We start from the raw sequence: 13,767 nt of genomic DNA, 5'->3' as shown, positions 1-13,767 counted from the left end.
GGGGCGGCCGACCAGGAGATTCGGCCGCGTCAGCGGACCGGGTGGCCCGTTTCCCTGAGGGCGTTCTTGACCTCGGCGATGCGCAGGTCGCCGAAGTGGAAGACGGAGGCGGCGAGGACGGCGTCGGCGCCGGCGTCGACGGCCGGGGGGAAGTCGGCGAGCTTGCCGGCGCCGCCGGAGGCGATGACCGGGATGGTGACGTGCTTGCGGACGGCGGCGATCATCTCGGTGTCGTAGCCGTCCTTGGTGCCGTCGGCGTCCATGGAGTTCAGCAGGATCTCGCCGGCGCCGAGCTCGGCGGCGCGGTGGGCCCACTCGACGGCGTCGATGCCGGTGCCGCGGCGGCCGCCGTGGGTGGTGACCTCGAAGGACCCGGATTCCGTACGGCGCGCGTCGACCGAGAGGACCAGGACCTGGCGGCCGAAGCGTTCGGCGATCTCGCGGATCAGCTCGGGGCGGGCGATCGCGGCGGTGTTGACGCCGACCTTGTCGGCGCCCGCGCGCAGCAGCTTGTCGACGTCCTCGGGGGTGCGGACGCCGCCGCCGACGGTGAGCGGGATGAAGACCTGCTCGGCGGTGCGGCGGACCACGTCGTAGGTGGTCTCGCGGTTGCCGGAGGAGGCGGTGATGTCGAGGAAGGTCAGCTCGTCGGCGCCCTCGTCGCCGTAGATCTTGGCCATCTCGACGGGGTCGCCGGCGTCGCGGAGGTTCTGGAAGTTCACGCCCTTGACGACCCGGCCGTTGTCGACGTCCAGGCAGGGGATGACTCGGACCGCCAGCGTCATGTGCTCGGCACCTCTCTGAAAGCTTCTAGTTCTACTTGGACCAGGATGCGCGGGTCGACGAAGCCCGTGACCACGACGACGGTCGTGGCGGGGCGGACCGCGCCGAAGAGCTCCTGGTGGGCCCGCCCCGCCTCGTCGATGTCGCGGGTGTGGGCGAGGTAGACGCGGGTGCGGACGACCGCGTCGGCGTCGAGGCCGAACTTGGCGAGGGCGTCGATCGCCCGGTGGAAGGCGACCCGCGTCTGCTCGTACGGATCGCCCTCGCCGTACAGGACCGTGCCGTCGAACGGCGTCGTGCCCGAGACGAAGACACGGTCACCGGCCGCGACGGCGCGCGCCGCCCCGAACGCCTCTTCATAGGGTCCTTCACCAGGCACGCGCCGTACGTCGGTCATCGGTCCGTCTCCCTGCTAGCGGGTGGCCTCCAGGGCCTCTTCCAGGGTGAACGCCTTGGCGTACAGGGCCTTGCCGACGATCGCGCCCTCCACTCCCTCGGGCACCAGCGTCGCGATGGCGCGCAGGTCGTCGAGGGAGGAGACGCCGCCGGAGGCGACGACGGGCCGGTCGGTCGCGGCGCAGACGTTCTTCAGCAGCTCCAGGTTGGGGCCCTGCAGCGTGCCGTCCTTGTTGATGTCGGTGACGACGTACCGGGCGCAGCCCTCGGCGTCCAGCCGGGTCAGCGTCTCGTACAGGTCGCCGCCGTCGCGGGTCCAGCCGCGGCCGCGCAGCGTCGTGCCGCGCACGTCCAGGCCCACCGCGATCTTGTCGCCGTGCTCGGCGATGATCTTGGCGACCCACTCGGGGTTCTCCAGGGCCGCGGTGCCGATGTTGACGCGCGTGCAGCCGGTGGCCAGCGCCGCGGCCAGCGAGTCGTCGTCGCGGATGCCGCCGGACAGCTCGACCTTGATGTCCATGGAGCGGGCGACCTCGGCGATCTGCGCGCGGTTGTCGCCGGTGCCGAAGGCGGCGTCCAGGTCGACCAGGTGCAGCCACTCGGCGCCCGACTGCTGCCAGGCCAGCGCGGCCTGCAGCGGGTCGCCGTAGGAGGTCTCGGAGCCGGACTCGCCGTGCACGAGGCGGACGGCCTGGCCGTCACGGACGTCGACGGCGGGCAGCAGTTCGAGCTTGTTCACAGCACTCACAGAACTCTCAGCGCTCACAGGGAATCGATCCAGTTGGTCAGGAGCCGGGCACCGGCGTCGCCGGACTTCTCGGGGTGGAACTGGGTGGCCCACAGTGGCCCGTTCTCCACGGCGGCCACGAAGGGCTCGCCGTGCGTGGCCCAGGTGACCTGCGGCGCGCGCATGGCGGGGTTGCTGACCTCCAGCTCCCAGTCGTGCACGGCGTAGGAGTGCACGAAGTAGTAGCGCTCGTCGGCGTCCAGGCCGGCGAAGAGCCGCGAGTCCTGCGGCGCCTCGACGGTGTTCCAGCCCATGTGCGGCACGACGTCGGCCTTGAGCGGGCCGACCGTGCCGGGCCACTCGTCCAGGCCTTCGGTCTCCACGTCGTGCTCGATGCCGCGGCCGAAGAGGATCTGCATGCCGACGCAGATGCCCATGACGGGGCGCCCGCCGGCCAGCCGGCGGCCCACGACCCAGTCGCCGCGCGCCTCGCGCAGCCCCTGCATGCAGGCCGCGAAGGCGCCGACGCCGGGCACCAGCAGCCCGTCGGCGTTCATGGCGGTGTCGTAGTCGCGGGTCACCTCGACGTCGGCGCCGACATGGGCCAGCGCCCGCTCGGCGGACCGGATGTTGCCGAAGCCGTAGTCGAAGACGACCACTTTCTTACGCGGCGTGCTCAATTCCAGACCTCCAGCCGCACGATGCCCGCGGCGAGACACAGCACCGAGCCGATGGCCAGTACCGCGATCAGGCTCTTGGACATCTTCTGCTTCCAGAAGGAGAAGACCCCGCCGAGCAGGAAGAGGCCCACCAGGATGAAGACCGTCGAGAGACCGTTCACAGCGCGCCCTTCGTGGAGGGCAGGATGCCGGCCGCGCGCGGGTCCCGCTCGGAGGCGTACCGCAGCGCCCGGGCCAGCGCCTTGAACTGGCACTCCACGATGTGGTGCGCGTTGCGCCCGTACGGCACGTGGACGTGCAGCGCGACCTGCGCCTGCGCGACGAAGGACTCCAGGATGTGCCGGGTCATCGTCGTGTCGTACGTGCCGATCATCGGCGCGATGTTCTCGGGCTCGGTGTGGACCAGGTACGGGCGGCCCGAGAGGTCGACCGTGACCTGCGCGAGCGACTCGTCCAGCGGGACCGTGCAGTTGCCGAAGCGGTAGATGCCCACCTTGTCGCCGAGGGCCTGCTTGAAGGCGGCGCCCAGCGCGAGCGCGGTGTCCTCGATGGTGTGGTGGGTGTCGATGTGCAGGTCGCCGTCGGTCTTCACGGTGAGGTCGAACAGACCGTGCCGGCCGAGCTGGTCGAGCATGTGGTCGTAGAAGCCCACGCCGGTCGAGACGTCGACCTGTCCGGTGCCGTCGAGGTCGATCTCGACGAGGACCGAGGTCTCCTTGGTCTTGCGCTCGACGCGTCCTACGCGGCTCATGCGCCTGTCTCCTTCATGATCGCGCGCACCGCATCGAGGAACGCGTCGTTCTCGGCCGGGGTGCCGGCGGATACCCGCAGCCAGCCCGGCACTCCGTTGTCACGGACCAGGACGCCCTGGTCGAGGATGGCCTGCCAGGCGGTGTGCTGGTCGTCGAACCTGCCGAACTGCACGAAGTTGGCGTCGGAGTCGACGACCTCGCAGCCGATGGCTCGCAGCTCACTGACGATGCGGTCCCGCTCGGTCTTCAGCTGCTCGACGTACTTCAGCAGCGTATCGGTGTGCTCCAGGGCCGCCAGCGCGGTGGCCTGGGTGACCGAGGAGAGGTGGTACGGCAGGCGTACGAGCTGCACGGCGTCGACCACGGCCGGGTCGGCGGCGAGGTAGCCCAGGCGCAGCCCGGCCGCGCCGAACGCCTTGGACATCGTCCGGGAGACGACCAGGTTCGGCCGGCCCTCGATCAGCGGGAGCAGCGAGGGGTGGTGGCTGAACTCGCCGTACGCCTCGTCGACGACCACGAGCGCCCCGGCGGTGTCCGCCTTGGCGGCCTGCGCGGCCTCGTACAGCGCCAGCACCGTTTCCGCTGCCACGGCCGTGCCGGTCGGGTTGTTCGGCGAGCAGACGAAGACCACGTCGGGCCTGCGCTCGGCGATGGCCTTCTTCGCGGCCTCGACGTCGATGGTGAAGTCGTCGTTGCGCGGCCCCGAGATCCACTCCGTGCCCGTGCCGCGCGAGATCAGGCCGTGCATCGAGTACGACGGCTCGAAGCCGATGGCGCTGCGCCCTGGACCGCCGAAGGTCTGCAGCAGCTGCTGGATGACCTCGTTGGAACCGTTGGCGGCCCAGACCTGGTCCTTGGTGACCTCGTGGCCGCCGGTGCGGGAGAGGTACCGGGCCAGCTCGGTGCGCAGCTCGACCGCGTCCCGGTCCGGATAGCGGTTCAGGTCGCGGGCCGCCTCGGTGACCCGCTCGGCGATCCGCCGCACCAGCGCCTCGGGCAGTGGGTACGGATTCTCGTTGGTGTTCAGGCGTACGGGCACGTCCAGCTGAGGGGCGCCGTACGGGGACTTGCCGCGCAGCTCGTCCCGGATGGGGAGATCGTCGATGCCGGTCACTTGCTGCCGGGAACCTTCCAGTCGAACCTTGCCTTGATCGCCGCGCCGTGCGCCGGGAGGTCCTCGGCCTCGGCGAGGGTCACCACGTGGTGGGCGACCTCGGCCAGTGCGTCGCGGGTGTAGTCCACGACGTGGATGCCGCGCAGGAAGGACTGCACGGACAGGCCCGAGGAGTGGCACGCGCAGCCGCCGGTGGGCAGCACGTGGTTCGAGCCCGCGCAGTAGTCGCCGAGCGAGACGGGCGCGTACGGGCCGACGAAGATCGCGCCGGCGTTGCGGACCCGCGCGGCCACCGCTGCGGCGTCCTCGGTCTGGACCTCCAGGTGCTCGGCGCCGTAGGCGTCCACGACCTTCAGGCCCTCGTCCAGGCCGTCGACCAGCACGATCGCGGACTGCCGGCCGGCGAGCGCGGGGATGATCCGGTCCTCGACGTGCCGGGTCGCGCGGACCTGCGGCTCCAGCTCCTTCTCGACCCGCTCTGCCAGCTCCTCCGAGGCGGTGACCAGGACGGCGGCGGCCATCGGGTCGTGCTCGGCCTGGCTGATCAGGTCGGCGGCGACGTGCGCCGGGTCCGCGGTGTCGTCCGCGAGGATCGCGATCTCGGTGGGGCCGGCCTCGGAGTCGATGCCGATGCGGCCCTTGAGCAGGCGCTTCGCGGCGGCGACGTAGATGTTGCCGGGGCCCGTGACGAGATTGACCGGCAGGCAGTCCTCGGTGCCGTACGCGAACATCGCGACCGCCTGGGCGCCACCGGCCGCGTACACCTCGTCCACGCCCAGCAGGGCGCAGGTGGCCAGGATCGTCGGGTGCGGCAGGCCGCCGAAGTCGGCCTGCGGCGGCGAGGCGATCGCCAGCGACTCGACGCCGGCCTCCTGCGCCGGGACGACGTTCATCACCACGGACGAGGGGTAGACCGAGCGGCCACCGGGCACATACAACCCGACCCGCTCGACCGGCACCCACCGCTCGGTGACCGTGCCGCCCGGCACGACCTTCGTCGTCACATCCGTACGCCGCTGCTCACGGTGGACCGTGCGGGCCCGCTTGATGGACTCCTCAAGAGCGGCCCGGACCGCCGGGTCCAGCTCCGCCAGCGCGGTCCGCAGCGCCTCGGCGGGCACCCGCACCCGCTCGATCTCGACCCGGTCGAACCGATGGGCGTACTCGATCAGCGCAGCCGTGCCACGATGGCGCACGTCCTCGCAGATGGGCCGCACCTTCTCCAGGGCGGCTTCCACGTCGAACTCGGCACGGGGCAGCAGGTCGCGCAGGGCGCCGCCCTCGGGGAGGGCGTCACCGCGCAGATCGATTCGGGAGATCACCCCTCCAGTGTCTCAGACGCGCTGCCGGTGTCCGCCGCCCGTATCAATCGGTGATACGCAATGCCTGAGGTGATCCTGACCACGGGAGTTCACCGGGTCACCCAGCGGGAATGGGGTTCCGTGGGGTGCCGGGGAGCACGGGGGCACGCGTGGGTCGCCCGGTACGTACGGAGAGACGGCGGTGCCCGGTACGGCGCCGCCGGGAACGAGAGGGGGAGGCCGCGGTGAGTGACCCCACCGACGGCGACGCGCCGCCGGAGCTGGATCTGACCTCGGCGGAATGGAGCCTGTGGCAGGCGTTCCGCAACGGCAGCACGTGCGATCTGCGCACCGACGACCCGGCGCGCAACGATCCGCACGCCCGCCACGAGTGGGGCCCCGAGCGCACGGTACGCGCCCGGATCATCGCGCTCCTGCTGCTGAACGGCCCGCCGGCCCAGCCCGGCCGGGTCTCCGCGCTGAAGCTCACCGGCGCGTACATCACCGACTCCCTGGACGTCGCGGGCGGCACTATCGAGCCATTTGTGGAGCTGCGCGACTGCCGCTTCGAGAGCGAGATCGTCCTCCCCGAGAGCCGCTTCACGACGCTGCGGATGGTCAACTGCGCCATCCCCCGGCTGGAGGCCGCCCGCCTGCACACCGAGGGTGACCTGCATCTGCCGCGCTGCATCGTCCAGCGCGGCATCCGGCTCACCGACGCGCACATCGGCACGGACCTCATGCTCAACCAGGTCGTGGTGCACAAGGACCGGCGTGGCCGGTCCCTCACCGCCGACGGCCTGACCGTGGCCCAGGACCTGCAGGCCGAGATGATGGAGTCGTACGGCGAGCTGACGCTGCGCGGCGCCACCATCGGCGTGTCGCTGAGCCTGCGCGGCAGCCGGCTGAGCAATCCCTACGGCCGCCGGGCGCTGAACGCCCCGCAGCTCACCGTGGAGCGCACGCTGTACCTCACCGCCGCCGGCCTCTCCGGCTCGGTCTCCAGCTCCGCCACGCCCCCTTACGGCATCACCACGACCCCGGCGCGCGGCACCCGTATGCAGCGCTTCGAGTGCGAGGGCGGCATGCGGCTGGACGACGGCCGCTTCGGGGACGCCGTCGACCTGGACCAGGCGCGCTTCATCCTGGAGTCCGACCAGGAACTGTCCATGCGCCGCATCCAGACCCCTGAGCTGCGCTTCCTGGGCGAGCGCCCGCAGCGCGGCCGGGTCATCCTCTCCGGCGCCCGGGTCGTGAACCTCGTCGACAAATCGACCAGCTGGCCCGGCCTGGGCGGCCTGTGGATGGCCGGTTTCGCCTACGAGACCCTGATCCCGCGCGGCCACTTCCCGCTCTCCCTGCGCCTGCAGTGGGTGGCGGCCGCCACGCCCGAGTACGCGCCCGAGCCGTACGAGATGCTCGCCACGGCGCTGCGCCGCAGCGGTGAGGACTCCGACGCGCGCGAGGTGCTCCTCGCCAAGCAGCGCAGACGCCGCGAAACGCTGCCGCTCGCCGCGAAGTCCTGGGGCTTCCTCCAGGACTGGACGGTGGCCTACGGATACCGCCCGGGCCGCGCCGCCGTCTGGATGGCCGTCCTGTGGGCGGTGGGCACGGTGTTCTTCTCGCAGAACCCGCCCCACGCCCTCAAGCCCGGCGAGACCCCCCTCTGGAACCCCTACCTGTACTCCCTCGACCTGCTGCTGCCGGTCATCGACCTGAACCAGGACAGTTACTGGCGCCCGGAAGGCGGCTCCCAGTGGGCCGCCGCGATCATGATCATGGCGGGCTGGGTGCTGGCCACCACGGTCGCCGCCGGTGCCTCGCGGCTGCTCCGTCGCCAGTAGACCGCTGGGGCCGGGAAACACTCCTGTGACGCCCGGCCCCTCCCGGGGCGCCGCCGACCATTTAGGCTTACGGGCTGTGACCTCCGTGCGCCTACCGCTCTTCCCGCTGAACACGGTGCTGTTCCCGGGCCTCGTGCTTCCGCTGAACGTCTTCGAAGCGCGGTACCGAGCGCTGATGCGGGACCTCCTCGACCTCCCGGAGGACGAGCGCCGCTTCGGAGTCGTCGCCATCCGGGACGGCCGCGAGGTCGCCGCCACCGCTCCCGGTATGCCCGACAGCACCGCCCTGCCCGACAAGGGCGCGGCGGCCGGCTTCGGTGCCGACCCGATCCGCGCCTTCCACCCCGTCGGCTGCGTCGCGGACGCGGCGACCATCCAGGAGAAGGGCACCGCCCCGGGCCCGGCCCCCGAAGGCAGCGACGAGAACACCGCCTACGAGGTGCTGACCACCGGCACCACCCGCTTCCGGCTGCTCTCCGTCGACGCCTCCGGGCCCTACCTCACCGGCGAGATCGAGCCGCTGGAGGAGGAGGAAGGGGACGGCGCGGGCGCCCTCGCCGCCGGCGTGGAGCGCGCGTTCCGCACGTACCAGAAGAAGCTGGCCTGGGCGAACGAGCGCACGGTGACCAGCTCCCAGGAGCTCCCGGACGACCCCGCCGTGCTGTCCTACCTCGTGGCCGCCGCGACCGTCCTGGACGTGCCGCGCAAGCAGCAGCTCCTGGAGGCCGAGGACACCGCGTCCCGTCTCGCGCAGGAGCTGAAAATGCTGCGCCAGGAGACCGCGGTGATCGGTAAGCTCCCGTCGCTGCCGGCCGTGGACCTCACCCGGCAGCCGACCAGCCCGAACTGACACGAGGCCGAGACGTTGGCGAAGAAGTCCAAGAACGGCAAGCAGGGCGGCACTCCCGCCACGGTCGCCCTGACCGAGGCGGGCGTCCCCTTCACCACGCACGCCTACGCGCACGACCCGGCCACCGCCTCGTACGGCGAGGAGGCCGCCCAGGCCCTCGGTGTCTCCCCCGACCAGGTCTTCAAGACGCTGCTGGCGGACGTCGACTCCGTCCTGACCGTGGCCGTCGTCCCCGTCTCCGGCTCACTGGACCTCAAGGCCCTCGCGGCGGCGGTCGGCGGCAAGCGCGCCACAATGGCCGACCCCGCGCTCGCCGAGCGCACCACGGGCTACGTACGCGGCGGCATCTCTCCCCTGGGCCAGCGCAAGAAGCTCCGCACGGTGCTGGACTCCTCGGCCGAGGCGCTGGCGACGGTCTGCGTCTCGGCGGGCCGCCGCGGCCTGGAGGTCGAACTCGCCCCCGAGGACCTGGCGAGGCTCACCGACGCGGTCTTCGCGCCGATCGGCCGGGCCTGAGCGGCCGAGTACGGCCGACGAGCACCCTTTACGCCGTCCGTCACCGGGACTAGTACCGCTGGGGAGCCCACTCACGGAGGAGGCCCCCGTGTCGAAGAAGACCCGCAAACGGAAGTGGCGCATCAAGAAGGGCCGCGCGAACCACGGCCGCCGCCCGGCGTAGCACCACAGCCCGGCCCACGACCGCGCGCCGCGGCCCCGGGACGTCAGTCCCTCGGCGGCTGCGGCGCGTGCCAGTCCGGCTCGAACGGCTCGGGGTCGCGGGGCCCGAACATCCCCGTCAGCAGCAGCTGTCCCAGCGCCGCCCCGATCGGCCAGGCCAGCAGCGCGCCCTTGGCCTGCAGCCGCAGCGGCGCGTCGAAGGCCACGCCCTTGCCGACCGCCTTGGCGTGCGCCACCACGTCCTGCTCCGGCCCCAGCAGCATCCCCAGCCGCCAGGCGAGCACCGAACCGAGCAGCCCGCCGACCACCAGCGCCACCACCAGCGGCACACCGCCGCGCCGCCGGCACAGGAAGACGACCGCCGCGCTCAGCACGCCCAGCGCCAGCCCGAGGAGCATGAACGTGCCGTCGGCGCCGATCGACTCCTCGCCCTCGGCGTTCTTCAGGTAGACGGCCCTGCCGTCCGAGATCAGCGGCACATGCGGCGCCAGCCAGGCCCACAGCACGCCGAGCAGCGCCCCGCACACGGTCGTGACCAGCACGATCAGCAGGGCTTCCCGCAGCTCGGTGCGGAGTCCGGGGCCGTCGTCCCCGTCCAGGGGGCGGGCACCGGGCCCGCCGTACTCCTGTGGGGGCGTCGGCACGGGGTCCTCCTCGGTCGCGGGCCAGGCCCATGGGGCGCGGGTGTCCCCCGGCTGCTGGTTCGACGGACGGTCGGGCGGTGTCAGCGGTGCACTCACCCCGCCATCGTGCCAGGTCCCGGCCGCGCCACCGGCGGCAGGACGGTCCCGCGGCCCGGTCGGCCCGGCCGGCTCGCCCGGCCCGCTCCCCCGGGTCACCGCACGGCCGCCCGGCGGTACGCCCACGTCGCCACGGCCAGCGAGAGCACCCCGACCGCGGCGCACACGCCCAGGTCGGCGCAGATCAGCAGCCAGTCGGGGTGCGGCGCGAAGCTGTGCGCCAGCGCCTCCACGCCGTACGTGGAGGGCAGCAGGTCGCGCGCGTAGTCGATGACGGCGGGCAGCCGGTCGGCCGGCAGCACGCCCAGCAGCAGCGCCGCCGACATGCCCAGCTGGCCCAGGAGCGTGGCCAGTTCCTGGCGGGGCGCGAGCAGCCCGAGCGCGGCGCCCAGGCCCGAGAGCGCCGCGCCGGAGAGCGGGATGACGGCGGCGAGTACCCAGAGGTTCGTCAGCGGCAGCTGGAAGAGGACGCTGCCGGCCACCGCGGTGACCACCGCGCCGGGCACGGTGAAGGAGGCGTACGCGCCCGCCGCGCCCAGCACCACGGCCGCCGGCGGCACCGGAAGCGTGGCGTAGTGGTCCAGGCCGCCGCCGGCCCGCAGCTGACCGAAGTACTGCGCGAGCAGGTTCAGCGCCACGAACGCCACGACCAGCACGCTGGACCCGGACACCACGGCCCGCGCCTCGTCGGGCCCGTCCGCGACGCCGCGCATCAGGACCATGATGCCGACGGACTGGAAGGTGGCGACGAACAGCAGCGGGATGCGGGCGACCCGGGCCCGGGAGAGCTGCGCGCGGTAGACGGCGGCCAGCGCCGGGCGCAGCCGCGCGCGCGGCGCCAGCTCGGCCGGTGCCGGGACACCGCCGGTCCCGGCACCGGCTCGCTCGCCGGTCACCGCCTCCGCAGAAGCCGCAGAAACCACACTCACGCCGCGCCGCTCCTCTTCCGTTCCGGCCGGGCCGCTCTCACGCCTTCACCAAGCCTTCCTCAGTCCGCCCGCCGAGTGCGAGGTAGACATCCTCCAGGCTGGGCGTGGCGAGCGTGAAATCGTCCAGGGCGGCGAAGGCGGGCCCGCCGGTGACCGCGGCCACCGCGGCCCGGGCCTCGTCCGGTGCCAGCCGCAGCGTCCAGCGCCGCCCGTTCGCGCGCGCGTGCTCGCCGAGCCGGGCGACCTCGGGCACGTCCAGCGGGGGGCGGTCGCGCCAGACCAGTTCCACGCGTACTTCCTCGCCGACCATTTCCTTCAGGCCGCCGGGCGTGTCGCAGGCGATGACCCGGCCGCGGTCGATCACCGCGACCCGGTCCAGTACGGTCTCCGCCTCCAGGACGTTGTGGGTGACGAGCAGGACGGTGGCGCCGCGCTCGGCGCGCCGCCGGTCCACGGCCGACCACACCGCGCGCCGCGCGACGGGGTCCATGCCGGTCGTCGGCTCGTCCAGGACCAGCAGCGGGCGCTCGCCCACGAGTACGGCGGCGAAGCAGGCCAGCCGCCGCTGGCCCCCGGACAGCTTCTTCAGCGGGCTGCCGGCGATCTTGCCGAGCCCCAGTTCGTCGAGGACGGCGTCCCGCTCGCCGCGCGCCGTGCGGGTGTCCAGGCCGCGCAGCCGGCCGGTGGTCTCCACGGCCAGCGCGACGGTCAGCTCGTCCAGCGCGGTGGACTCCTGGCCGAGGTAGGCCAGCAGCCGGGCGGCCCGCTCGGGGTGGCGCACGATGTCGTGGCCGAGCACGGTGACGCTGCCGGAGTCCGGCCGCAGCAGCCCGGTGAGCTGCCGTACCAGAGTGGACTTGCCCGCGCCGTTGGGGCCCAGCAGCCCGAAGATCTCGCCGCCCCGGATGTCCAGGGCGATCCCGTCGCTGGCCCGTACGGCGGGCACGTCGGCAGCGCCGCGGCGCCCGCGCACCGCGGGATAGGTCTTGACCAGATCCCGCACGGCCACGGCGGTCCCGCCGCCCGCGGCCTGATTTGTGCCCGTTTTTGTGCCCGTCCTCACGAGGAACGAGGGTACGCGCCCGTCGTCGGCCCGCCGCCCGCGGGGCGTCCGCCGGCCGGCGCGGTCAGTCGGCCGCGGGCGCGTGCTCGGCGGCCGTGCGCAGGTCGACCTCGCGCCAGAACCCGGCCCGGATGGCGTACCTGTCGTGCTCGTCGATCTGGTCGTCCTTGTGCGCGAGCAGCCCGAACCGGGCGGCGTAGCGCAGCAGCTCGCCGTCGATGCGGTGCGGGATGCGCGGGTACTCCGTGGAGAGCTGCTGGAGGTGGACGGTGTCGCTGAGGCGTTCGGTCCAGCGGCGGGCGAAGACCTGGCCGACCTCGAAGGGGTCGCCGCCGACCGCCGTGATGTCCTCCTCCCGGTCGGCCCAGCGCTGTTCGGCGCTGGTGAGCTGGGCGAGGGTGGGCAGCGACGCGGTCTCCGGGGGCTCGCCGACCGGCCCGCCTGCCCGGTCCACCCAGCCCTTGTCGGAGGACCAGCGGAGCGTCGCGGCGGGTGGCACGGGGGTGCCGGCGGGCGGCGTCGTGTGGTTCTTGCCGAGGCCCGCGAGGTCCTTGGGGGTGGGCACGCCCTTGCCGCCGGCCGCGGCGGCGCCCGCCTCCGCCTCGCGGTCCGCCGTGCAGGTGCCGTCCGCCGCGGCGGGCCCGGCCGGCGCCGCGCCGTCGGGCTCGCCTGCGCGCGGGACGTGCGCGGGCCGGGCCGTACCGTTGCGTTCGCGGTGGTGGTGATGGGGATCGCCGCCGTCCCGGTCGGCCGCCGAGGCGGCCGCGGCGACGGCGGACTCCGGCAGCGGCGCCGAGAGGATCGCGGCGATCTCCGTGCGCGGCACGGACGAGGGCGGGCAGACGCCGCTGATGTCCTTCGCGCGCACCGCGCGGGTGATCCACGCGCGGTCCAGCACCCGGCGCTCGTCGGCCTCGGCGACCAGGTCCTCGGACTGGTTGTAGTCGCCGTCGGCGGCCTGGACGGCCCAGAGGTGCACCGCGACGCCGTGCTCCTTGGCCGACATCAGGCCGGGCAGCAGGTCGCCGTCGCCGGTGACCAGAACGATGTCGGAGCAGGCGCGGTTCCTGGCCAGTTCGGTGAGCTCGGCGTGCATGGCGGCGTCCACGCCCTTCTGTGCCCAGCGGCCGTCGCTGCGGGTCAGGGCGCCGAGCCGGACGGTGACCCGGGGCATCACCCGCAGCCTGCGGTGCTCGGGCTGCGGCACCCGGTCGGGGGCGCCGTCGAACCAATAGATGCGCAGCAGCCGGCGCTCGGTGTCGGCTTCGGCGCGCTCGCGCAGGCCCTGGATCAGGGCGGCGTGATCGACGGTGATGCGGGACCGGGCGGGCTCTCCGGCCAGCAGGCTCGCGGCGGCGCCCAGCAAGTACCCGGCGTCCACCAGGACGACGCAGCGGTCCACGTTCCACCCTCTTCCCTAAAGGTCCTGCGGTCCGGTCGCCCCCCGGCTCGGCCTGTTGGCTGAGGTGTCTTCGGCTCTCGTCGAGTCTGCTTTCTTCGAGTCTGCCCGACCGCGCGTGGGTTATCTGCCGGAACTCGATCATCGGCGTGGCGCATTACGCCGCCGCTGCCGCGATCCCGCCGCCGACACTCCGCCTCACCCGAGAGAATTGCCCGGAATGCAGCCTTTTGCCCGGCGTGTAACTCTGGCTTCGGCCCCGATCCCAGGATTCCCCTTCAGGAGGCACGATCATGGCCAAGAACAAGAAGAGCCGGGACCGCAGTCAGAAGTCCGACGGGCAGGCGGAGCGCGGACAGCAGCAGGCACAGCAGTCGGCGATGGAAGCACAGTCCAAGTCGGCCGCTTCGGCGAACCCGGGCGACGTCGCCCGCAAGCACCGCGAGCGCCGCTTCGGCCACAACTGACCGGCGCCGCATCGCACGCGAGGGGCGCGCCCCGGGAGATCCCG

General features: G+C 72.9%; 16 protein-coding genes. 4 read left to right on the top strand and 12 right to left on the bottom strand.

Annotated features, from left to right (window positions below):
* Window positions 1-29 precede the first annotated feature (29 nt).
* From hisF to hisD, 8 genes are read right to left on the bottom strand one after another with little or no spacing between them, the layout of a single operon-like run.
* Window positions 30-785, bottom strand: coding sequence for an imidazole glycerol phosphate synthase subunit HisF (hisF, locus tag ACZ4MH_RS20925; RefSeq protein ID WP_351598158.1), 756 nt, complete (start codon window positions 783-785; stop codon window positions 30-32).
* Window positions 782-1,180 carry a Rid family hydrolase gene (locus tag ACZ4MH_RS20920; protein ID WP_351598161.1) on the bottom strand — a complete coding sequence of 133 codons (399 nt, stop codon included), beginning with the start codon at window positions 1,178-1,180 and terminating at the stop codon, window positions 782-784. Before ACZ4MH_RS20920 ends, hisF begins: the two co-directional genes overlap by 4 nt.
* 15 nt (window positions 1,181-1,195) lie before the next feature.
* Window positions 1,196-1,918, bottom strand: a complete 723-nt coding sequence (priA, locus tag ACZ4MH_RS20915; protein ID WP_351598164.1) for a bifunctional 1-(5-phosphoribosyl)-5-((5-phosphoribosylamino)methylideneamino)imidazole-4-carboxamide isomerase/phosphoribosylanthranilate isomerase PriA — start codon at window positions 1,916-1,918, stop codon at window positions 1,196-1,198.
* A 23-nt stretch (window positions 1,919-1,941) separates the two neighbouring features.
* Window positions 1,942-2,592 carry an imidazole glycerol phosphate synthase subunit HisH gene (gene hisH / locus ACZ4MH_RS20910; RefSeq protein ID WP_351598189.1) on the bottom strand — a complete coding sequence of 217 codons (651 nt, stop codon included), beginning with the start codon at window positions 2,590-2,592 and terminating at the stop codon, window positions 1,942-1,944.
* Window positions 2,583-2,747: a hypothetical protein gene (locus ACZ4MH_RS20905; RefSeq protein WP_351598167.1), complete on the bottom strand. Its 165-nt coding sequence runs from the start codon at window positions 2,745-2,747 to the stop codon at window positions 2,583-2,585. Before ACZ4MH_RS20905 ends, hisH begins: the two co-directional genes overlap by 10 nt.
* Complete coding sequence (gene hisB / locus ACZ4MH_RS20900) at window positions 2,744-3,337, bottom strand: imidazoleglycerol-phosphate dehydratase HisB (protein WP_351598169.1); 594 nt, start codon at window positions 3,335-3,337, stop codon at window positions 2,744-2,746. Before hisB ends, ACZ4MH_RS20905 begins: the two co-directional genes overlap by 4 nt.
* Entirely contained in the window at window positions 3,334-4,452 is a 1,119-nt protein-coding gene (locus tag ACZ4MH_RS20895; protein ID WP_351598172.1) for a histidinol-phosphate transaminase, read from the bottom strand. The genes hisB and ACZ4MH_RS20895 overlap by 4 nt, the downstream gene beginning before the upstream one ends.
* Complete coding sequence (gene hisD / locus ACZ4MH_RS20890) at window positions 4,449-5,774, bottom strand: histidinol dehydrogenase (RefSeq protein ID WP_351598175.1); 1,326 nt, start codon at window positions 5,772-5,774, stop codon at window positions 4,449-4,451. Before hisD ends, ACZ4MH_RS20895 begins: the two co-directional genes overlap by 4 nt.
* A gap of 224 nt (window positions 5,775-5,998) precedes the next feature.
* Here hisD and ACZ4MH_RS20885 point away from each other — a divergent pair, with 224 nt between their 5' ends.
* From ACZ4MH_RS20885 to ybaK, 3 genes are all read left to right on the top strand, one after another.
* Window positions 5,999-7,597, top strand: a complete 1,599-nt coding sequence (locus ACZ4MH_RS20885; protein WP_351598178.1) for an oxidoreductase — start codon at window positions 5,999-6,001, stop codon at window positions 7,595-7,597.
* A gap of 76 nt (window positions 7,598-7,673) precedes the next feature.
* Window positions 7,674-8,447, top strand: a complete 774-nt coding sequence (locus tag ACZ4MH_RS20880) for an LON peptidase substrate-binding domain-containing protein (RefSeq protein ID WP_351598181.1) — start codon at window positions 7,674-7,676, stop codon at window positions 8,445-8,447.
* 15 nt (window positions 8,448-8,462) lie between these two features.
* Entirely contained in the window at window positions 8,463-8,963 is a 501-nt protein-coding gene (gene ybaK, locus ACZ4MH_RS20875) for a Cys-tRNA(Pro) deacylase (RefSeq protein WP_351598184.1), read from the top strand.
* A 206-nt stretch (window positions 8,964-9,169) separates the two neighbouring features.
* On the opposite strand, the gene ACZ4MH_RS20870 is transcribed toward ybaK, so the two are convergent.
* The 4 genes from ACZ4MH_RS20870 to ACZ4MH_RS20855 all read right to left on the bottom strand — a co-directional run bounded on the left by ACZ4MH_RS20870 (window position 9,170) and on the right by ACZ4MH_RS20855 (window position 13,259).
* Window positions 9,170-9,865, bottom strand: coding sequence for a hypothetical protein (locus ACZ4MH_RS20870; RefSeq protein WP_351598187.1), 696 nt, complete (start codon window positions 9,863-9,865; stop codon window positions 9,170-9,172).
* Window positions 9,866-9,960: 95 nt separating this feature from the next.
* Window positions 9,961-10,761, bottom strand: a complete 801-nt coding sequence (locus ACZ4MH_RS20865) for an ABC transporter permease (RefSeq protein WP_351598192.1) — start codon at window positions 10,759-10,761, stop codon at window positions 9,961-9,963.
* Window positions 10,762-10,831: 70 nt separating this feature from the next.
* A complete protein-coding gene (locus ACZ4MH_RS20860) occupies window positions 10,832-11,803 on the bottom strand; it encodes an ABC transporter ATP-binding protein (protein WP_351598195.1) in 972 nt (323 codons plus the stop codon).
* A 118-nt stretch (window positions 11,804-11,921) separates the two neighbouring features.
* The gene (locus tag ACZ4MH_RS20855) at window positions 11,922-13,259 is read right to left on the bottom strand and encodes an NYN domain-containing protein (protein ID WP_467754628.1); all 1,338 of its coding nucleotides are present in this window, start codon (window positions 13,257-13,259) and stop codon (window positions 11,922-11,924) included.
* Between the two features lie 290 nt (window positions 13,260-13,549).
* Here ACZ4MH_RS20855 and ACZ4MH_RS20850 point away from each other — a divergent pair, with 290 nt between their 5' ends.
* Window positions 13,550-13,723 carry a hypothetical protein gene (locus ACZ4MH_RS20850; protein WP_351601521.1) on the top strand — a complete coding sequence of 58 codons (174 nt, stop codon included), beginning with the start codon at window positions 13,550-13,552 and terminating at the stop codon, window positions 13,721-13,723.
* The last annotated feature ends 44 nt before the right edge of the window (window positions 13,724-13,767 follow it).

Source organism: Streptomyces sp. NPDC026301 (genome assembly GCF_055567935.1).
The sequence above is the reverse complement of the archived record's forward strand: the minus strand, read 5'-3'. Positions and strand labels throughout refer to the sequence as shown.